This window comes from Paenibacillus mucilaginosus 3016, assembly GCF_000250655.1.
GTDB lineage: Bacteria > Bacillota > Bacilli > Paenibacillales > NBRC-103111 > Paenibacillus_G > Paenibacillus_G mucilaginosus.
The window spans coordinates 1036568-1056743 of the sequence record NC_016935.1 but is presented as its reverse complement, the minus strand read 5'-3'; the positions used below and the strand labels follow the sequence as shown (position 1 = coordinate 1056743).

21 protein-coding genes and 1 pseudogene are annotated in these 20176 nt (G+C 61.8%); 5 read left to right on the top strand and 17 right to left on the bottom strand.

Features of this window, described 5'->3' with window-relative positions; genetic code table 11:
• Positions 1 to 168: 168 nt before the first annotated feature.
• Both PM3016_RS41070 and PM3016_RS41065 read left to right on the top strand, forming a co-directional pair.
• A pseudogene (locus PM3016_RS41070) lies at positions 169 to 675 on the top strand (YfiT family bacillithiol transferase); the annotation flags it as partial.
• A complete protein-coding gene (locus tag PM3016_RS41065) occupies positions 664 to 1161 on the top strand; it encodes a DinB family protein (protein WP_238540576.1) in 498 nt (165 codons plus the stop codon). The pseudogene PM3016_RS41070 and the gene PM3016_RS41065, both read left to right, overlap by 12 nt.
• Positions 1162 to 1205: 44 nt before the next feature.
• Here the strand turns inward: PM3016_RS41065 and PM3016_RS04670 are convergent, their stop codons facing one another.
• The 12 genes from PM3016_RS04670 to PM3016_RS04630 all read right to left on the bottom strand — a co-directional run bounded on the left by PM3016_RS04670 (position 1206) and on the right by PM3016_RS04630 (position 10912).
• A complete protein-coding gene (locus PM3016_RS04670) occupies positions 1206 to 2387 on the bottom strand; it encodes a M24 family metallopeptidase (protein ID WP_014368601.1) in 1182 nt (393 codons plus the stop codon).
• 225 nt (positions 2388 to 2612) lie between these two features.
• Complete coding sequence (locus PM3016_RS04665) at positions 2613 to 3179, bottom strand: hypothetical protein (RefSeq protein ID WP_014368600.1); 567 nt, start codon at positions 3177 to 3179, stop codon at positions 2613 to 2615.
• Positions 3172 to 3702 (bottom strand): hypothetical protein, encoded by a 531-nt coding sequence (locus PM3016_RS04660; protein ID WP_238540443.1) that lies wholly within the window; start codon positions 3700 to 3702, stop codon positions 3172 to 3174. Before PM3016_RS04660 ends, PM3016_RS04665 begins: the two co-directional genes overlap by 8 nt.
• Positions 3689 to 3850, bottom strand: coding sequence for a hypothetical protein (locus PM3016_RS38415; protein ID WP_013914769.1), 162 nt, complete (start codon positions 3848 to 3850; stop codon positions 3689 to 3691). Before PM3016_RS38415 ends, PM3016_RS04660 begins: the two co-directional genes overlap by 14 nt.
• 7 nt (positions 3851 to 3857) lie before the next feature.
• Positions 3858 to 4034 (bottom strand): hypothetical protein, encoded by a 177-nt coding sequence (locus PM3016_RS38410; RefSeq protein ID WP_013914768.1) that lies wholly within the window; start codon positions 4032 to 4034, stop codon positions 3858 to 3860.
• A 65-nt stretch (positions 4035 to 4099) separates the two neighbouring features.
• Positions 4100 to 4240, bottom strand: a complete 141-nt coding sequence (locus tag PM3016_RS38405; protein ID WP_013914767.1) for a hypothetical protein — start codon at positions 4238 to 4240, stop codon at positions 4100 to 4102.
• Positions 4241 to 4280: 40 nt separating this feature from the next.
• On the bottom strand, positions 4281 to 5198 hold the full coding sequence (locus PM3016_RS04655; protein WP_014368598.1) for a hypothetical protein: 918 nt from the start codon (positions 5196 to 5198) through the stop codon (positions 4281 to 4283).
• Between the two features lie 19 nt (positions 5199 to 5217).
• Positions 5218 to 6231, bottom strand: coding sequence for a type II secretion system F family protein (locus tag PM3016_RS04650; protein WP_014368597.1), 1014 nt, complete (start codon positions 6229 to 6231; stop codon positions 5218 to 5220).
• Positions 6219 to 7655: an ATPase, T2SS/T4P/T4SS family gene (locus tag PM3016_RS04645; protein ID WP_014368596.1), complete on the bottom strand. Its 1437-nt coding sequence runs from the start codon at positions 7653 to 7655 to the stop codon at positions 6219 to 6221. Before PM3016_RS04645 ends, PM3016_RS04650 begins: the two co-directional genes overlap by 13 nt.
• Positions 7656 to 7669: 14 nt before the next feature.
• Positions 7670 to 8914, bottom strand: coding sequence for a CpaE/TadZ family protein (locus PM3016_RS04640; protein WP_014368595.1), 1245 nt, complete (start codon positions 8912 to 8914; stop codon positions 7670 to 7672).
• The gene (locus PM3016_RS04635) at positions 8911 to 9837 is read right to left on the bottom strand and encodes a CpaB family protein (RefSeq protein WP_014368594.1); all 927 of its coding nucleotides are present in this window, start codon (positions 9835 to 9837) and stop codon (positions 8911 to 8913) included. Before PM3016_RS04635 ends, PM3016_RS04640 begins: the two co-directional genes overlap by 4 nt.
• A gap of 154 nt (positions 9838 to 9991) precedes the next feature.
• Positions 9992 to 10912, bottom strand: coding sequence for a serine/threonine-protein kinase (locus PM3016_RS04630; RefSeq protein WP_014368593.1), 921 nt, complete (start codon positions 10910 to 10912; stop codon positions 9992 to 9994).
• Positions 10913 to 11171: 259 nt separating this feature from the next.
• Here PM3016_RS04630 and PM3016_RS04625 point away from each other — a divergent pair, with 259 nt between their 5' ends.
• The 3 genes from PM3016_RS04625 to PM3016_RS04615 all read left to right on the top strand — a co-directional run bounded on the left by PM3016_RS04625 (position 11172) and on the right by PM3016_RS04615 (position 14453).
• A complete protein-coding gene (locus PM3016_RS04625; RefSeq protein WP_013914759.1) occupies positions 11172 to 12137 on the top strand; it encodes a carbohydrate ABC transporter permease in 966 nt (321 codons plus the stop codon).
• Complete coding sequence (locus tag PM3016_RS04620) at positions 12134 to 12952, top strand: carbohydrate ABC transporter permease (RefSeq protein ID WP_014368592.1); 819 nt, start codon at positions 12134 to 12136, stop codon at positions 12950 to 12952. Before PM3016_RS04625 ends, PM3016_RS04620 begins: the two co-directional genes overlap by 4 nt.
• A gap of 97 nt (positions 12953 to 13049) precedes the next feature.
• A complete protein-coding gene (locus PM3016_RS04615) occupies positions 13050 to 14453 on the top strand; it encodes an ABC transporter substrate-binding protein (RefSeq protein WP_014368591.1) in 1404 nt (467 codons plus the stop codon).
• 231 nt (positions 14454 to 14684) lie between these two features.
• Here PM3016_RS04615 and PM3016_RS04610 read toward each other — a convergent pair whose 3' ends face one another.
• From PM3016_RS04610 to PM3016_RS04590, 5 genes are all read right to left on the bottom strand, one after another.
• Positions 14685 to 15236 (bottom strand): acyltransferase, encoded by a 552-nt coding sequence (locus PM3016_RS04610; protein WP_014368590.1) that lies wholly within the window; start codon positions 15234 to 15236, stop codon positions 14685 to 14687.
• Between the two features lie 164 nt (positions 15237 to 15400).
• The gene (locus PM3016_RS41290; RefSeq protein ID WP_041619029.1) at positions 15401 to 16237 is read right to left on the bottom strand and encodes a glycoside hydrolase family 18 protein; all 837 of its coding nucleotides are present in this window, start codon (positions 16235 to 16237) and stop codon (positions 15401 to 15403) included.
• On the bottom strand, positions 16164 to 17441 hold the full coding sequence (locus tag PM3016_RS41285; RefSeq protein ID WP_274379994.1) for a fibronectin type III domain-containing protein: 1278 nt from the start codon (positions 17439 to 17441) through the stop codon (positions 16164 to 16166). The genes PM3016_RS41290 and PM3016_RS41285 overlap by 74 nt, the downstream gene beginning before the upstream one ends.
• A gap of 327 nt (positions 17442 to 17768) precedes the next feature.
• Complete coding sequence (locus PM3016_RS04595; protein ID WP_014368589.1) at positions 17769 to 18608, bottom strand: phytanoyl-CoA dioxygenase family protein; 840 nt, start codon at positions 18606 to 18608, stop codon at positions 17769 to 17771.
• Positions 18609 to 18632: 24 nt separating this feature from the next.
• Positions 18633 to 20156, bottom strand: a complete 1524-nt coding sequence (locus PM3016_RS04590; protein WP_014368588.1) for an extracellular solute-binding protein — start codon at positions 20154 to 20156, stop codon at positions 18633 to 18635.
• Positions 20157 to 20176 lie beyond the last annotated feature (20 nt).

The window sequence follows — 20176 nt, the reverse complement described above, 5'->3', positions numbered from 1 at the left end:
GCACGCCTCTATGTATCGATATTATCGATTAGATGCATCGAAAACAATAGCTAACTTCGATGCCATGATCATGGTATCGTTGTAATTAACAACCGGCGGCACCCAAAGCGTGTCTCTTCCCGAAGAGCGGGCTGCGCCCCATTCCAAAGCCAAAGGCGGGATCCCTTGATGACAAACTCCCTCATTTCCAGACAATTTCCGATCGGCACTTTCACACCACCGGCAGAAGCCGAACCGTCCCAAGTCCGTGCATGGATCGACGAGATAGAAAGGCTTCCTTCCGAGCTGCGCGCTGCGCTGTCCGGTGCCGACGAGAAGCTTCTGAATACCCCCTACCGCGAGGGCGGCTGGACGGTCCGGCAGGTCGTGCATCACATGGCCGACAGCCATATGAACTCCTATGTCCGCTTCAAGCTCGCGCTGACCGAGGAGGAGCCGACGATCAAGCCGTACCGCGAGGACCGCTGGGCGGAGCTCGACGATGCGCTGGACGCTCCCGTCGAGCTCTCCCTGGTGCTGCTGGAGCAGCTGCATGCCCGCTGGACCCTGCTGCTGCGCAGCCTGTCAGGCGATCAGCTCTCGCGCACGTTCCGCCACCCTGAGAGCGGGATCGTCCCCCTCTACGCCAACATCGGCATCTACGCCTGGCACGGCCGGCACCATCTGGCGCATATCCGCCTGGTCACCGGTACCCCCTCCGTCAGCAAGCTCAGGGAGCTGCTTCATGCCGTCCCCCGCACGGTCCGCAGCATTCCTGAGGAGGACTTCCTCCGCAAGCCGGCCCCGGCGAGCTGGTCGAAGCACGAAATCCTCGGGCACCTGTGTGACTCGGCCGGCGTGAACCATACCCGCTTCCAGAGCATTCTGGTGTCCGATTCACCGGTCAGCCTCCCCGGCTACCAGCAGGACGAGTGGGTCCGGAGGAATCAATACCAGACCCTCTTCACGCCAGGTGAGCTGCTCGATTACTGGGTCCGGAGCAACGAGCGGGTGCTCAGCGCCGTATCGGGTGCCCTCGAGGAAGAGTATGCGAAGCCCTGCATTCTTCCGGACGGAACGGAAGCGACCTTCTCCTGGCTTCTCGATGATTATGTGAACCATCTGCTGCACCATATGGAGCAGATTCAGGAGGGATTCCGGGAACGTCTCGGCTTTGCATAAACGCTTCTTATAAGGCCAAGGGCCATCCATCGGAGCCTCCCCGTCTACAGACGCAGCAGCCCCTCACGGGAGATCGTCAGCTTCTCGAAGCCGTCCGGCGTAATCACATAGGAATTCTCGATCCCGACCACTCCCCGCTTCGGAAACGTAAACTTCGGTTCGATGGCGATCACCATGCCCGGCTCCAGACCGTACTTGAAGCCCCGCGCCAGAACGGGGAGCTCATCGATCTCAAGTCCGATGCCGTGGCCGAGGAACTTGACCTGATCGCCGCCGAAGCCCATGTAATGCTCGGCAAGCCCGGCTTCCTTCGCCCACTGGACCGACTGGGTATACAGCTTGTCGCAGGGCGTTCCCGGCTTCAGCATCCCCTCGGTACGTCGGAGAATGTCCTCGGACACCGCATACGCGCGCTCCAGATCCTCTGGAAGCTCTCCGATGACGGCCGTCCGGGTCTGGTCGATGACATACCCGTCCACGCAGCAGCCGATGTCGATCAGGATCGGCTCCCCCGCTCCGATCGGCCGGCGGCTGGCGCTCTGCGGACTCGCCGGGCTGAGGCCGCGGCCGCCGGCAGGCCCGTCGAAGTAAGTCGGCTCAGCCGCCGCCTCACCGGCACCGAGCATACCTGTAATGATCTCCTGGTTATAGCCCCGCACCCGCATCAATCCGAGATGGCCGCGGCGGCGGATAAAGTGCTCCACGCCGCTCATAACCTCCACCTCGGTCATCCCGGCCTGCAGCCGGCCCAGCGCATCTTCAAGCGCCTCGTCGATCAGCCTGGCTGCTTCCCGGATGCATCCAAGCTCATAGGGGGACTTGATCATCCGGAGCTCGCGGATCAGAAGTGAGCCGTCCGCCCACTCGGCATGGGGAAGCAGGTCCTGAAGCCGGAGGAACTGCTGCACGGGGAGTACGTCATACTCCGCCGCAAGCCGGATCTTCCCCGCCGACCCAAGGGCCGGAAAAGCCTCCGTAATCTGCTGTCCCAGCGAACGGAACGAACCGAGCGCTTCCACAGGCACCGCCGACTCCTCCTGCGCCCGGTGCACACTGCGCCGGACAAAAAAACGAGGCTCCCCCGCGGCGGGCACAAGAAGATAGCCCGTCTGCATGGAACCCGTCAAATAATACAAATCCACATTCTGCGTGACGACAAAGGCATCCAGGCCTTCCGCCAGCAGCTTCTGCTGCAGCCGCTCGATACGCATCCGATATTCGCTCATGTCCCCAGCCTCCGTCAGCGGTAATATAAAATCAGTTACCTTTTACCTTACGCGCTGAAGAGGCAGATTGCAAAGGCTTCTCCGCCTTTGCCCGGAGAATCGCAGGGAAGCCGGCAGGAGCGGCCCTTCGCACCGGGAAGCTCGGCGCCCGGTACGGCGTCGAATAACAGCCGCCCCCAATAACTATACGCGCTAGGGAAGAGTGCATGGAAGCATCCCGGCCGGTTACCGCATCCGGACACTGGCGACGGAGGAAATCAGCGAAGGCTCGCTCCGTCCCTTTCCCAGCAGCGGCCGGTGGATCTCCAGCACCGCCACGACGGAGGGGCCGTACACCGTTACCTCCACGTTCCTGGTGGTCCGGCCCGCTCCGCCCTCCTGAATCGTCACGGAGCGCCGCACCACATAGGGATAGGTCGGATTCGTCACGAATTCGAGCAGCTGTACCGCCGGGGCTTCCTGCAGCATGCTGCCGGCCTCGGGCCGCAGCTCCTCATCCAGCTTCAGGTTCAGGCGCAGGGACCGGTAAAACGATTCGGTCCCCGCCGCTTCATCCCACACCAGCCGCCCGTGGGCGGCCTCCGCCTCATCGATGGATAAAGAAGCGGCATGAGCTGCGTGGTTCAGCACGGACTTTGCTTTGCCGAGGCTGCCCGTCTGCATCAGCCAGTTGAACACCGTGACCCAGAGCAGCACGGCAAACGCGATGCCGAAGAAGCCCAGCAGCAGGATGTGGACGCCGCCCTCTTCCCTTTTGAGGGTCCGCCGGAGCCGTCCTCCTTTTTTACTCATAAGCCTCGCTTCTTCCATAAAGAACAATGTAATAAAAGCCCTCGGCGGCTTCCCCGCCTCCCTGGCCTCCGATCGCCCTCAGCATACGGGAGAGATTGGGTGCAGGATACTTGACGGCGAGCTTCACCGTCGGATCGGCAGCGTCGCGCAGCACCTTGCCTGCCGTACTGCCGGCATAGGAAGGGTATCCCGTGCCGTTCACGGTAACGCCGCCCATCCCCAGCGCGGCCAGCCGGTCATTCAGCCTCGCGGCGACCTCCGGCGAAACGTAGCCGACCGCCTCCGCTTCTTTAAGCGCATGGCTGACGGCCGTGTTCATATGGGCCCCTTTCATGGAATAGACGAAAACCGGTACGATGGCGAACATCAGGAACAGCAGCAGGGGCAGCAGGAAAAGCGTCACGAGCAGGTTGGAGACGCCCCGTTCATCTCTGAATAGGGCAGCAAGCCTCTGAACCCAACCGGAGCTAAAGGGCCGGCCTGCTCCGAAAATACACGACGGCAGACCGTTAATCCGTAACATAATCAAAGCCCCGCAGGGTGCCGGTGACGGTCTCATGACCGTCCCGGACCTCTTCCGTCAATCCGCTGCCGCCCTGCGGACGAAAGATGTACGTGCAGATGCCGAAGATCAGCACCACTGTCAGACACAGCGTGATCAGCTTGCCCATGGCGCGTTTACGGTGCCGTCGCGGTGACCGTGCCGCTCGTCTGGTTGACCGTCGCGGTAGAGATGCTCGTATTGAGGTTGCCCGCCTTCGTGCCCACGGCAGGTCCCACCTTCGAACCGGCCAGGAACATCGCGGCTCCTCCAAGCAGTACCGTCATCAAACAAGCAATTACCAATTTTCCCATGATGTGATTCCATCCTCTCGTGTATGTTGTGATAGGGTGTAAAGCATGAAAGAAACCATAAATTCTTACTGAAACGCATCCTCGATATTCGAGCGGGTATGGACGCCCGCCGTTCCGACCGCCGGCACCAGTTGGCCCCCGACCACATACAGGGCCGAACCCCCAAGCAGCACCGAGACAAGAACAGTAATGATAAGCTTGGACATTGCGGTGCGATCCTTTCTGCCTTCAGCTTGGCCGCCCTCTTCAGCCCTGAAACGAAGTCATCAGCTGCGAAGAGATCGTGATGACCCAGGGATACAGAAACAAGAGCACGATCATCGCGAAGGGAATCATGATATAAAACGAAATCCATACCGGCGCATTCTCGAGCCTGCGGGTCACCTCCGACGACAGGGCGGCCTCGATCCCCGCCGTCTGCTCCTTGAGCACCAGCGCCACTTCCTTGGCCTCCGCCAGGGAAATGGCCTCCAGGGCGTTCACCAGCGGATAGACCTCCGTGATGCCGACCGCGTCGCGGAACCGGGCGATGGCCTCGTGCCGGTCCTTGCCCCACAGCACCGCCAGCTCCTGAATATGCGGCTGCAGCAGCTTCAGCGGCCGTCCCGCCCGCACCAGCATGTCGCGCAGGTCCGCCTTGTCGCTGACGCAGACCGACAGCCGGTGCGACAGCTTTGCAATCTCGAGCAGCAGCTGTGTCCGTTTATGACCGGCGGCGCCGAGGACAAGCAGCATGGGGAGCCACCAGCCGAACGCCAGGCACACGGCATACAGCAGAAGCTGGCCCAGCCAGGTGCCGCCGCTCCATTCGGAGAGGGGCACGGCCGAAGGCGGCTGTGCCGCGAAAGCCATCAGCGGGAGGGAGGCGGCCATGCCTGCGCGCAGCAGCTGGAAGCGGGCATAGGTGCACTCCCGGGGCAGGCCGGCAAGCCGCGCCTTTTCCCGGAAATTCCGTTCCGCCATCGTGATGCTGCGCTCCCCGCCCCCGACAAAACGCCGCCGCTCCTTGGCCTGTTTCGCCCGCTCCAGCAGGAGTGCCAGCCGGCTTCCCCTTCCCAGCCGCAGCCGGCCGAGCAGGGGAAGCCACAGCATCGCACTGCCGGCGGCAAAGGCCAGCAGGAATGCCGCATTCCACAGTAATAAACCAGAGACACCGGGTAACAAGGCCTAACCCCCTTTTTGTCTAAAACGCTCTGCGGCCCGAACGGACCACCATGACCATGGAGACGAACATCACCGCGAAGGAGGCCAGCAGGAGCATCCGGCCTGCCGGATCCACAAAATAGTGCCTGTAATTCGTGCCGTCCGCGTATATATTGAAGCCCACCACGAAGAAGGCGAAGCCGGCCATAAAGGTCGTGCCGAGCCGGTAGACCGTAATCATGGCCAGCCGGTTCTCTTCAAGACGCTTCGCCGTCTGCATGCGCAGCGTGAGGTGATGCAGCGCCTCCGTCACATCGGTGCCGTAGTGCGAGCCGATCAGAAGCAGATCCGCCAGATCGTCGCCCCACTCGTTATCCACCCGCCGGGCGAAGTCGTAGAGCGCCTCCTGCACGCCCTTCATATGAAGGGCAAGCTCCAGGCGCCGCCATTCGCTGCGCACCTCGTAAGGCATGGAATCCGATGACTTCACGATCACCTCGGCCAGCGTGAGCCGGGGACGGTAATGGCCGATGAGATTCTGCACGACGGCAATCATCCGAAGCGCGATGCGCTGGCGTTTCTGCTGAACCCGGAACCGGATCCAGAAGTAAGGCAGGGAGGCCAGGAACAAGGCGGCCCCCGAGCTTAAGAGCCAGGCCTGAATTGGAATCTGCCGGTCGGCACCCACGGCGAACTTGGCCTGCAGCAGCTTCACCGCCGCTTCGGCCCCGAACCAGCCGCCGAAGGCGAGAATCAGCATCAGCGCCAGAACCGGTTCGACCCCTGCCCGCATCTCGGCAATCTCCATCTCTTCCCTGAGATGCTTCAGGGGACCCCGGGAAACGAGCCTGCTCCATAGACCCCTCTCCCTCCGGACCGAAGGCAGAGCGGTTCCCGCATTCAGGGACTGCAGACGGCGGTAGCGCACCGCCCCTCTTCGGACCGCCCGGATCAGCGGAAGCAGCAGAAGCAGCGATCCGCCGGCCCACGCGCCGAGAAACAAGCCCTGGAGCAAGTGCTGCAGCAGAAAGGACCCGCCGCTCATGGCTCCCATACCCCCAGCTCCCGGAATTCCTCCGGCCGGGCGCCGCCGGCGATCAGATGCTCCCTGAGGGGACGCGAGAGCGTATGTCCTGTGAAGTGCCAGGTGCCTGCCCCGTAATCCCACTCCACCAGAGGGCTGATCCGCACCTGCCCTCCGTCATCCACCGACAGTTCGGTAATCTCGGTGGCGATGCGCACCGCCCGACCGCCGATCCGCACAACACGCAAAAAGATAATGATATTGAAGGCGCGCGCCACCCGGCGCACCGTATCGGCCGAATCATGCTGGCGGCCGTCCTGCTTGATCATGTCGACGACATCGCTGATGAACGATTCGCGGTATTTGGTATGCATCGTCCCCATCATGTCGTGTCCCCTCAGGGCCCCCTGAACCATCTGGGACACCTCGGAGCCCTTCGCTTCCCCCACGATCACCCAGTGCGGACTCATCACAAGCAGCGGCTTGAACGACTCTTCCATCGACAGGCCGATCTCCTCCACCTCACGGACAGCCAGAATATTGCGGCTGCCCCGCAGCCGCTCGCGCAGCGCCACCTCAAACTCTTTCTCGAGCGTACGGATCCGCTCGTTCTCCGGGATCTCCTGCGCGAGGGCGAACAGTAAGGTCGTCTTGCCCGTGGCCGTCCCGCCGCCGATCAGGATGCTCGCATGGTAGCGGACCAGCAGCGACAGCAGCCGGGCCATCCGCGCATCGACCGTGCCGAGCTCCGTCAGCACCTCCAGCGTCACGTCCTTCACGATGAAGTTGCGGATATGGATGCTCGGCACGTCGGAGTAAGGCGCGCGGGTCATCACCAGGCGCGACCGGTTCCACATGTAGGACTGGACGAACGGCTGGCGTTCGTTGATCGGCTTCTTGCCGCAGAGCGACAGCCGGTCCTGCAGCAGCACGACATCCGACAGTGCCGCGAACCGTCTCGGATGCCGTACCATCTCCCCCTGCTTCAGGAGGTAGATGTCGCAGCCGATGACCTGCACCTCCTCCACGTCGGGCTGACGGTACAAATCCTCAAGGAGGCTGGCTCCGCAGGTCTGGGCAAATACACAGTCGGTCGCGCTCAGCGGAGAGATCAGCGTGCGCGGGTCGACCTCAATCCGGTACTCGAGCAGCAGCGTATCGATGACCGCCTTCATCCGGGCCTGGGCCATCGGTTCCCCGAGACCCGCCTGCAGGATATCGTGGTACAGCTCCTGGTCGTTCTGGGAGCGTTCCGTCAGATGCTCGTACACGACGCCGACCGCTTCCGAAAGCGCCAGCCGGCGGAAGCCCCGCGAGCCCTGCGACGCCGGCCCCGGGAAGTGGCCCGGACCGGGCAGGGACTGCTGCGCCTGCAGCAGGTCCTTGACATACCGGCCGGCATCGAAGCGGACCCTTGGCGCCATGCGGGGCGAAGCGGTGTTCCTTGCACTCATCGCTACCCCGCCCCCTATCCGAACATCGCGGTGAACCGCGCCGCCCAGCGGGCAAGCCTCGGCACGGCGGCGGACTTCGCGTGCAGCGCCGGTTCGGCAGCCGCTTCCGGGGACAGCAGGGCGGCCAGGCGCTCCACCGCCTCCGAGAAGGCCTCCGCCTTCGGGCGGAGATAGAGCGGCACGCCTTCGTGCACGGACTGCAGGCCGAGCCCGCTGCCGACATTCGGCACGGTCCCCGCGAGCGGCATGCCGAGCACATCGGCGATCCGCTCCGGCTTGTCGCCCGCAGAGCAGCGGTTGACGATCAGCGAGATGTCCGAAGGCTGCAGGCCGCAGTAGCGCCAATAGCAGTTGTACCACTCGTTCCAGCTCGTCTGGTAGGACGCATAGTTGTTCTGGGTGACAAGCCAGCGGACATCCGCCTCCCTCACGCTGCAGACCGTGGCCGCATTGTCCGGGTAGGCGTTGACGTCGACAATCGTGATATCGAACGCCCGGCGGGCGGCATCGAGCAGCCCGCCCATCATATCCGGCGTCACGTCCTGCGCCGTGTCCCGGCGCGGCGAACCCGTCAGAATGTGGAGACCCGGCAGGCTGCGGTAGGAGGTGCAGCCCTCGAGCAGCTCATCGGCCTGCAGCGTACCGGTATGCATCTTCGGGCGCAGCTTGAAGTGGCTCTGCCCGCGGTCCATCAGGTTGAGATGGGGCCGGATCTCCGGGTTGCGCAGATTGGCGTCGATCAGGCCGACCTGCAGGCGGCCGGCGGATGCCAAGGCGAGGGCCGTATTGATCGCCACCGTCGTGGCCCCGTCCTTGCTGGCCGCTGACCACACGGCCGCTACGAGCCCCTGCCCTTCGGCAGCCGGAGCGCGTTCCGGCGTCCCGCCGAGCGTAAGAGCGGCGAGAATATCGAGCATCTCCTCCTCCCGGCTCCCGGCGGGGACGGTGCGGTAATCGAGCACCGCGGCCAGCCGGCAGACCGCTTCAAGCCCAAAGGAGTCGCAGACGCCCTCATCGAGCACTACGGTGACTTCCGCCTGCGGCTGGGTTCTGCGGATCTCCTCCATCCATTCCCAGGGGTACCGGTCATAAAAGAGGCCGGTATGGACCACGATCCGATCGAACGGCTCGCGCAGCCTGGAGAGCAGAGCCTCGGCACCGTAAACGTTGACCACGTCAGTCTCCCCCGCTCCGCCCAGCTTGCTTTTCCACCGTTCCGCGAGTTCAATGGCAGGCAGTCCTGCCAGGATTTTTATCATTGTGGGTTAACCTCCTTCGCTTGGGGGACCGGGGAACCGGCAGGAGAAGCGGGTGCGGCTTCCGCGCCGGCCTTCGCGCCCCCGCCTGCGGCCCCTGTCATATGGCCCGGGTCCGGCTCCCCGTTCAACCGGACCTGGGGCTTTGTTTTGGTAAACGCGTCCGCTTCCTTCAGCTGGCGGAACAGCGGTGTAACGGTGCCTGAGGCGCCGGCCGGAGCCGTGAGATCGGGAAGCGCCAGCTTGATCCGTCCCCCCATGCCTCCGAGCGAGTAAGCCTCGAACACTTCGTCGCTCATAATGTAGGTGTTGAGCTCCGGCTTGCCGGCCGCCTTCGACCGGGCCTCCCTGTATTGGGAGCGTGCCGGTTCCACCACGGCCTCGAGTCCGCCGGTATCCGTCACCTCAACGCCCTCGGGCGTCTTCACGCCGGTGACCGGAAGCCCTTCGATAATCTTTACCGCACCGACGGTATACAGCGCTCCGCCGGGCGTGGCAACCCCCTTGGGCTGGTCGAACTCCACCCAGACATCGACCCGGTCGCCGCGCCGCACCATATTGTTCACGTTGGCGGCCGCATCCGTCCGGAAGCTGAAATACCGCTCGCCCTCCCCGGGCACCATCCGCCGGTCATCCAGCTTCCAGGCGACGAGCTCCTCGCTGCTGGCCAGCGGAACCAGCACCGTCTTCCCGATGACGTCCTCCATCCGTGTGACCGCGTCCGCCTGATGGGCTGCGACCGGGATGATTTCCTTGCGGAGCAGGGACGCCTGCACGACTTCGCCGCTGTGGAGCATGCGGACGGGCTTGACGGTCTCCATCGTCTGCACGCGAAATTCCGTATGTTTCATGAAATGCCAATATCCCGTCACCGAGCCGCCCATCAGCAGGCAGCCGAGCGTGCCGGCGATCCATGCCTTCTGCACCTCATTCTCTCCTCTCGTAAATAAAAGCCTCTATGTTGGGTTGTTCTTTATTAAGAACATATCTACAGAACAAATGCCCCGCTCCTGAATCAATCCAACCCCGCTGTCGGCCTGGGAAGAGCAAGCCCCAGGCTCCGCCTCTTCGGGCATCCGCTCAGAAAAACAGCCGCTGCAGCCAGCCGCCGCCGAAACGGGCCTGTGCCTGCCGCGCATCCCGGGCAGCCGGGCTGTCAAAGCCCTCCGGCAGCCACGACCGCAGCCACGGCGCCATCGCCCGGCGGAGGGCCGCCCGCACCGGCTCCGCCGGGCGGGCCCGCAGCAGCCGCAGCACGAGCGGCGCCAGCCCCGCCGGCAGGGCGGCTTCGGCCCCGGCGCCGGGCCGGTAGTAGCGGCCGCCGCAGAGCAGGTAGTACATCAGCGCGCCGAGCCCGTACAGGTCGGTGCGCGCGTCGCTCTGTCGGCCTTCGAGCTGCTCAGGAGCCGCGAAGCCTACCGTGCCGAGACAGACCGTGTCGGCGGGCTGCTCAGGCTTGAAGCTGCGGGCCGTGCCGAAGTCGATCAGCCGGAGCCGGCCGCTGCCGTCAAGCATCAGATTCGCCGGCTTCAGGTCGCGGTGGATCAGCGGCGCCGGCTGCAGGGAATGCAGATAGTCCAGCAGCGTACAGAGCTGCAGGGCCCAGTCCGCCACTTCCTCCTCACCGGCCCGGCGCCCCTGCCTCTCGAAGCGCTGCTGCAGCGTCTCTCCCTCGATGTAATCCATGACGAGATACAGATACCCCTGCCGGTCCGGGCCCTTGACATCGACGATATCCGGCAGGTTCGGATGGCTGAGCCTGCTCATCGTCTCCGCCTCGGCCATCACCGCCCGGCGTCGGGCCCGCTCTTCCTCCGAAGCTTCTCCCGCCTCTTCCGCACGGCCGGTCCAGCTCTCTTTAATCGCCCAATATTTACCTTTCAGCTTCAGATCCTCGGCCAGCAGCACACTGCTCATGCCTCCGCTGCCCAGACGCCGGACCACGCGGTACCGGTCATCCAGCACTTCACCGGGCGCCAAACCCCGTCCGTTTCCATTCATAACTTCAGCCTTCTTTGGGTGCAATACAAAAAACCGCCTTAGCGAACACCCCAAGGGGCATACGATAAGGCGGTTCTTCCGCACGTGATTGGTTATGTATTATAAATTATCATATATTTTCCAAACCTGCAAGAGGTAATTTTAGCTTTTTGTAAACGCCGGCTTTCCCTATACAAATTCTTCATTTCTTTTTAACCTTCGGATAACAAGCGGCCCTTATACTGAGCAAGTCTCACAACCGACCGAAAGGGGAATCCCCATGTCCACCGTGCAAGATCACCTGCGTCCCCCTCACCCGAAGAGCGAACGCCCCTCTACAGCGGAACGCACCGGGCGCCGGACGCTGCGCAGCGCCGCCCTGCGGGAGCACCTGCTGGCCTACGGCTTTCTGGCCCCGTCCCTGGCGCTGTTCGCCGTCTTCCTGTTCTATCCGCTGCTGAAGTCGGTCTATCTCTCCCTGCATCTTACCGATCCCCGGGGGCGCATCGCCGCCTATGCCGGACTCGATAACTTCACCGAGCTGTTCACCTCAGACAAATTCTACCAGAGCCTGCAGGTGACGCTGTCCTTCACCCTGCTGACGGTACCGACAGGGATCGCGCTGGCGCTCCTGCTGGCCGCCTTGTCCCACAACAAGCTGCGGGGCATGAAGGTGTTCCAGTTCATTTTCTCGCTGCCTGTGGCCATCTCCGTCGGCACCGGCTCGGTAATCTGGATGATGCTGTTCCACCCGACGCTCGGCACCCTGAATTATTTCCTGTCGCTCCTCGGGGTGGAAGGCATCCGCTGGCTGTCCGATCCTGCCTGGGCGCTGTATTCCGTCTCGATCATGACCGTGTGGATGAATCTCGGATTCAACTATATCGTCCTGCTTAGCGGCCTGCAGAGCGTGCCGGAAGAGATCTACGACAGCGCCAAAATCGACGGCTCCGGCCCTCTCCGCACGTTCTTCGGCCTGACGCTTCCGCTGATCTCGCCGACCCTGTTCTTCAGCGGCATCGTCTCCGTCATCGGGGCGTTCCAGTCGTTCGGCCAGATCCATATTCTCACCAAGGGCGGTCCGATGAACAGCACGGATGTCATCGTATTCAACATTTACGAGGACGCCTTCGTCAATTTCCGGTTCGGCATCGGCAGCGCGCAGGCCCTGGTTCTGTTCGCCGTGATCCTGCTGCTCACCATCGTTCAATTCCGCATGTTCGAAAGGAAGGTTCACTACCAATGACAAGCCTGCAGAAAGGAATCATCTACGGACTGCTGCTGTGCGCTGCGGTACTGACCCTGTATCCGATCCTGTATACCGTCTCGGCCTCCTTCATGACGAGCGGGGAGGCCGCCACCTCTCCGCCGAAGCTGCTGCCGTCCTCCCTCTATCTCGGCAACTATGCGGAAGTCACGGATCTCCTGCCGATCGGAAGGTTCATCGGCAATTCCTTCCTGATCTCCACCGCCATCATGCTGGGGCAGCTTCTGACAGCCAGCATGGCCGCCTACGCCTTCTCCTTCCTCCGGTTCGCCGGAAGGAGCCTGCTGTTCGGCCTCTTCCTCTCCACGATGATGATTCCGTGGGAGGTCACCGTCATCCCCAACTACCTCACGGTCAAAAGCTGGGATTGGCTCGATTCCTATAAGGCGCTGATTGTGCCGTTCCTTGCGTCCGCCTTCGGCGTCTTCCTGCTCCGCCAGTTCTTCCTGCAGCTGCCCCGCGAGCTGTTCGAGGCCGCCCGGATCGACGGCTGCGGGCACATCCGCATCTTCCTGCGGATCGTGCTGCCCCTCTCGAAGCCGGCACTGGCCACCCTCGGCGTCTACTCGTTCCTGAATCACTGGAACATGTACCTGTGGCCGTTGCTCGTCACCAACGGGGAAGAGATGCGCACGGTGCAGATCGGCATCTCGATGCTCCAGTTCGAGGAGATGACCTCCTGGAACCTGGTGCTCGCCGGCGTCGTGCTGGTGCTGCTGCCCTCCCTGCTCCTGCTCGTGCTCGGTCTCAAGCAGCTCGTTCGCGGGATGACGGCCGGCGCCGTCAAGGGCTGACACCGTGCCTCTTTCTATCCATCCGGCATGACGCGTGGGCCTAACCGGCCCCGCTGTGATATACACAAACCAACCATAAAAAGGGAGAGATCACCCCATGCTTCAAAGCAAATCCAAGAAACACCTGTCGCTTATCCTGCCCCTCGCCATGACCATGACCTTCACGGCGGCCTGCGGAGGCAACAGCGGCGGCGGCGCGGCCGGCGAGAGCAAGCCAGCGGCAGCCGGAGCAGCAGAGAGCGGCAAAGAAGCCGCCAAAACGGAAGGCCCTGTCAAAGTCGTCTACTGGCATGCCATGGGCGGCGAGCTCGGCAAAGCGGTGGACAAGCTTGTTGCGGATTTTAACGCTTCCCAGAAAGACGTTGTCGTAGAAGCCGTATTCCAGGGTACGTACGACGAGAGCCTGAACAAGCTGAAGGCTTCCATGGATTCGAAGAGCGGCCCGACCCTGATCCAGGTGTACGAGATCGGCTCCCGTTTCATGATCGACTCCAAGGCGATCACGCCGATTCAGCAGTTCATCGATGCGGACAAGTACGACATCTCCCAGCTCGAGGAGAACATCCTGAACTACTACAAGGTCGACGGCAAGCTCTACTCCATGCCGTTTAATACGTCCAACCCGATCCTCTATTACAACAAGGATCTGTTCAAAGCCGCAGGTCTCGATCCCGAGAAGCCGCCGGCTACGTATGAGGAAGTCGCGGAAGCGGCCAAAAAGCTTACGAAGGACGGCCAAGCCGGCGCCTCGTTCGCCATCTACGGCTGGTTCATGGAGCAGTTCTTTGCGAACCAGGGCGCCGAGCTGCTCAACAACGGCAACGGGCGGACGAGCCTGGCGACGGAATCGCTGCTTGCCAGTGATGCAGGCGTGAAGACGCTGACGTGGTGGAAGGGCATGATCGACGACAAGTCGATGATGAACCTCGGCCGCAAGACCGACGACACGAAGAAAGCCTTCGCCGCCGGCCAAATCGCTATGACCCTCGACTCCACGGCTTCCCTGCGGGGCATCGTTTCCGCCGCAGAAGGCAAGTTCGAGGTCGGTACCGGCTTCCTTCCGAAGCCATCGGATGCCAAGGAAGGCGGCGTGATCGTGGGCGGCGCGTCCAACTACATCATGAACAACAAGTCCGAAGCGGAGCAGAAGGGCGCCTGGGCGTTCATCAAGTTCCTCGCCGATCCGAAGCAGCAGGCATACTGGCACGTGAACACGGGCTACTTCCCGATCACGAAGAAGGCCTACGACGAGCAGCTTGTGAAGGATAACCTGACGAAATACCCCCAGTTCAAAACGGCCGTCGACCAGCTGCACCAGACCAAAGCCAACCTGGCCACCCAGGGCGCCGTGATGGGCATCTTCCCTCAAGCGCGCCAGCTGACCGAAGGAGCGATCGAAGAAGTGCTCAACGGCAAAAAAGCGCCGAAAGAAGCGCTCGACGCGGCTGCCAAAGAAATTACGGCGAAAATCGCCGAGTATAACAAAACGACAGCGAAATAAGAGATGTTCCTGTTTTGCACAGGCTGCCGGTTCCCCTTCGGGAGGACTGGCGGCCTTTTATTTTACATATCAGAAGGTATAACTCGCTACAGCTCGTTTCAGTCATCTGATATTTTTAATAAACGCGCATCGTCCTTAAAAAGGAACGCATAGACGTTTATCTCATCGTGTGCACGGTAGTGCATGGCTGTGCCTCGAGAGGAGAAGAAGCGGCTCCATAAACAGACACGGCTAAGACCGGATCCAATCCTTCTCGATCTGGAGCTCCCGGAGCACCTTGGCCGGGCTGCCCGCCACCACAACATTCTCCGGCACATCCCGGGTGACCGTGCTCCCCGCCGCCACCACCGAGTTGCGGCCGATCCGCACGCCGGGCAGGATCAGGCATCCCGTGCCGATCCAAACATTGTCTTCGATGACGATTTTTTTGCAGAGATTCCCCGTATCGCTGCTGTCCAGCGGATGATATTGGGAGTCGAAGATGCTGGTCCGCGGACCGATCTTGACATCATTGCCAATGGTCACCTCCAGATTGGAAGCGATGCCCACACCAGCGTTGATCAATACATTGTCCCCGATCGTCAGCTTCGCTCCCTTCACTACGGTCAGCTGGACAGGCCACGGCTTTGCGATAATCGACAGGTTCCTGCCGATCTTGAGCTCCCCCCTGCGGTTGACGTATACCTTGCCCCGGACCCGGGGCATATCGGACAGCCCCCCGTGTCCACCTCCGAACGACAGATATCCCTTAGTTCTTGTTGCTACCTTGTGGATAATCGACATGAAGCGGATTCCTCCAAAAGTGAGATTGGGTCTTACTCCTTCTACTTCGCCCCCTTCCCCCCAAACCCCTTTCCAGCGCCTACATCTCCGCCCTGAAATTTCCTAACCCCCCATAAAAATGGCCCCCGTCCCGAAGGAAGGAGGCCCTGAAGCATCCGGATCAATTATGGATTAAGTCCGTTTTTGACTGCCGTCTGAAGCGTTCGGTTGCGGTCCTGCGTCACTTCCCAGGACATGGCGCCGCCAAGCCCTCTGCTCTTGATGTAGTTGACCTTCTCCGTGATCGACTGCGCATCGTCGTAAGAAATGAAGATGCCGCCGGATGGATTATAGAGGTAAGGCGTCTTCGTCACGCTGTTCCAGTAGCGGGTGTAGCCGTTCTTGTTGATGTAATTGGCCTCCAGATCATAGAAGTCGAACGAGCCGTTCTCCCATGTGCCTTTGGCCGCCGTACCGGAGCACGTCTGGTACAAGCCGCCGTTCACGTTCGCGCAGCCCTGCATCCCGCGTCCGTAGTAAGGCAGGCCCATGACCAGCTTGGATGGTGCCACGCCCGCGTTCAGATGATTCGCGACCGCTTTGTCCACGTTGAAGTTCACGGGATCGGTGCTCGGATCGGCCGGATCGAAATAGAGCGGCGCATTCTGTCCCGCTTTCGGATCCCAGCCCCCGTGGAAATCATAGGTCATGATGTTGATCCAGTCGAGCGTCTGGGAGATCTTGCCGAGCTCCGTGTTGGCGACAAACGCCGGTCCTGCACCCGAAGCGATCGTCAGAAGGTACTTCCTGCCGTCCGCCGTTCCGGCCTTGTCCAGCTCGGCACGGATCGTCTGCAGCAGAAGCGTGTAATTCTGCTTGTCTTCCGGCCGGTAGGTATTGCCGGCCAGACCGCCGCTCACCGGATACTCCCAGTCCAGATCCACGCCGTCAAACTGGTACTTGCGGAGAAAATCCACCGCCGACTTGGCGAAGACGGCGCGCGCCGCCGGATCGGCCGCCACGATCGGAGAAGCGGTTGGACCACGACCAGCCTCCCACGGAGATGATCGTCTTCAGGTGCGGGTTCGCCTGCTTCAGCTTGATGAGCTGCTTGAAGCTGCCCTTGATCGGCTCGTCCCAGGTATCGCCGGGATAGGACATGCCCGTGTCGGCCCAAGGGTCGCCCTGCACGATCGTCCCGTTCGGCACGTTGATATTGCCGGTCTCGTCGGCACAAGCCCAGGTCTGCGGGTTCGGGCTGGACGGGTCCGGGTTGCCGTGCCGGCCGTTCCAGCAGATGTCCGCAAACGCATAGTTGATGTGCGTGATCTTGCTCGCATCGATGTCCGGCACCTTGAAGTTCCGGGCATACACGGCCCAAGCCGGATAATAGGTCACGATCTTGTAGCCGCCGCTGCCGCCTGTAGGCGGTGCGGAGGTCGTGGCGGATACGGCCGTGCTCGCCGCCGACACGTTGCCCGCCGCATCCTTCGCCTTCACGGTAAAGGAATACGCCGTGCTGGCCGCAAGACCGCTGACGGTAAAGGTGGTGCCCGCCGCCGTACCTGCCAGTACGGTGCCGCGATACACCTCATAACCGGTCACGCCCACGTTGTCCGTCGAAGCCGTCCAGGACAGCGAAACGGAGCTGCTCGTCACGCCCGAAGCCTTGAGCCCTGCCGGCACGGTCGGCGCCTGCGTATCCGCAGCGGATGCCGGGCTTGTCGTCACCGACAGCACATTGCTCGAAGGCGATACGTTCCCTGCCGCATCCTTCGCCTTCACCGTGAAGCTATAGGCGGTGTTCGCCGTCAGGCCGCTCACCGTGAAGCCGGTTCCCGTGGCTGTGCCGGCCAGGGCCGTCCCGCGGTAGACGTCATAGCCGGCCACGCCGACGTTATCGGTGGAAGCTCCCCAGGATAAGGTCACGGAGGTCGACGTCTTGGCGGAGGAGATCAGGTTCGCCGGTGCGCTCGGCGCCTGGGTATCGGCCGTTCCGCCGCTCGATACGAGCTTCCAGAGAGCCGGTACGTTCGACGGCTCCCAGCCTGTCTGGGAGGTATGGTTCTGCAGCACCTGATAGGTGGAACCGGAGTAATCGGCGAGGTCGCCGACCTTGTAAGTTACGTTCGGAGCCCACGCGGCGGCGCCGAAGGCTGCAGCGGGGACAAGCGATGCCAGCAAGGCAGTCGTGAGCACGATCGTCCATGGTTTGCTTCTCTTCATCTTCTCATTACACGCTCCTTCATTTTAATTAAACAACGGTCAATTCATTGTGCGGATCATGCTGAGGGAAGATGACCTCTTCGTGTGCCACCTCACTCCTGCGGGCTTCCCGGTCCCGGAAGCCCTATGTTCTTCCTTGGTTCCATTATCAGGGAAAGCCCGGGGAATTGTAACGGATAACATCCTCCAAAGCGGGGACAAATTCCAACAAAATGGCCCCAAGCCCGGTGCCTCCAACAGCCGCAGTCATCGCAGCAGGAAAATCCAAAAACAATAAACAACCGGCCCCTTAAGGGACCGGCTGTGCGAATGGGTTCTGAAGCCGTATTAAATCTGCGCGCCGCCCGAAGCGTCCTGTACCGGCGGGGCAGCATACATCGCTTTGAGGGGCAGCATCCGTTCCTCCGGAACGTAGTACTTGAACGGATTGTCGTCGATGACGCCGAGCAGCTGGCGGCGGTACGGCGAAGCCCCTTCCAGCAGACGCGGGGACGCCGTCCGGTAGTCGATCGGCCGCATCCAGATCGGGCTGTAGCCGAGGAACAGCTGCCGGCGCGTATGCTCGGAGCGGTTCGGCGCTCCGGCATGCCACAGGTTCTGCGCGAAAATGAATACATCGCCCGGCTCGCCACATACCTGCACCTCTCCCGGCACGACCCCGTCCACGTTCTGATGCTCCGGCTCGAACGGGCGGTTATGCGATCCCGGGATCACCTTCGTGTTGCCCCGGTCGGGCGCCGACATGTCGCTGAGAATGTAGCAGGTTTTGATGTAATAGGTGGAAGTGATGCCGCTTTGCTTCGGAAACTGGGGATGCGGTCCGTCCTGGTGCCAGTTGATGAAGCTGTGGGAATCCGTCTGGAGATCCTGCGGGTTCGGCCGGCGGATCGTCAAATGCGAGATGTGCAGCTGAATATTGAAGCCGAGCAGATTCACGACCAGCGGCAGCACCGTCTCCTCGTCGATCAGCGAAGCGATCTCGTCATGGCGTTCCACGCTGTTGTAGATATTGTAAGCAAGCGACTCGGGCTCTGCGGCGAGAATTTCATCCACGGCCGCATTCAGCCGCTGTACCTTTTCCGGTGTCAGGACCCCTTTGAGCAGGAGATACCCATCCTCTTCGAACTGCCTCTTAAGCGCCGGAATATCCAGCTTATGCGCTGCCATTGCTCTTCCTCCTTCATGGGCTGCTTACTTCAGATAGCCGAGCTCCTTGAGCCGCTTCTCCGCTTCCGCCAGATACGCCTTGTAGTTCATCGACCCTTCCAGCGTCTTCAGGAACGCATCGTACTCCTCCAGCGGCCGCTTGCCGTAGATGAACTTCGCCAGCTCCTCTTCGATGTACCGGTCGGCATCCGCCGCATTGTAGCCTGCAGGATAATTGATAAAACCATTATATGCCTCAATCCGCGGCTGCTTCGAGGCGAACTCCACATAAGGAGCCTGTTTCTCGAATTTGACCTTCAGGTATTCAAGCTCCGGCCGGCCCGTGAACTGGTACAGCCAGAAGTAGCCGCCTTCCTTGCCCATGAGCTCGGTGGGGACGACCTTCTCCCCTTCCAGGTTGTAGTGCTTCCCTTTCACGCCGTACTGCACAAGGAGGGACCCTTCCTTCGTGGAGACATAGTTCAGGAGGTCGAACACCTTCTGCAGCTTCTCCGGATTCTTCTCGAGCGCTCTCGGGATGGCGTACAGCCCTGCCGTCTTGCCGGTATCCCAGCCGCTGGCATAAGCTCCGCCGGGCCCCTTCAGCGCGCCGACCTGCACCCAGTTCACATTCGCGGACACGGCCTTCATCTGCTCCACGAACTGCTCCTTGGTCATGTTCGGCCAGTCGACGTAGATGATGCCCGCTTCGCCCTTGATCGCCTTCTGCCGGTGCTGCAGGCCCGAGTTCGCCAGCAGCTCGGGATCGACCGAGCCGGAGGCTACGAACTCCCGGATGAAACCCAGTGCCGCCTTGATGTTCCCGTCGTACAGGGCATGGACCATCTTCCCGTCCTTCACATAGACGCTTGGAGCGCCGCCTTCAAAGCCGACGCCGTAGGCTCCGAACAGCGTGCTGAAGGCGCCCAGCTTGCCCCCCGTCAGCCCGAACGTATCCGCCTTGCCGTTGCCGTCCGGGTCCTTTTCCTTGAAGGCCTTCGATACCTCGAGAAGCTCCTCCGGCGTCACCGGCACCTTCAGCCCCAGCTTGTCGAGCCAGTCCTTGCGGACCCAATAGGTGTCATAAGGCACCTGCGGCGACTTGGCGATCGCAAACTGCTTGCCGCCCAGCACCGCTTTCTTCACCGACTCTTCCCCGATGAAATCCAGCGTAGGCTTCAGCTTCTCCTTGTAGGGCGTGAGGTCGAGCAGCAGCCCCTGCTCGGAGAACTGCTTCAACTGCTGCTTGTCGACCAGGAAGAGGTCCGGATAGTTCGAGGAGGCCATCCGCACGTTGAGCTGGTTCTTGTAATCGTCCATCGACGCGTACACCGTGAGATTGATCTCCGTCTTCAGCGCCTTGTCGAGCTCGCTCTTGATGATGTCCTGGTCCGGCGACGGCAGGCCGCTGCCCGTCTCGATGATATCGAGCTTGACGGGCTTGCCGTCCCCTCCGGCTGCCCCACCGGCCGGTGCCTTTGCCGCTTCCTCGCTGCCGCAGCCTGCAAGTACCGATCCCGCCGTGAGCATGACCGCCAGCACGGCCGCCAGCTTTCTTTTTTGTTCCATAGCCATCGTCCCCCATCTTT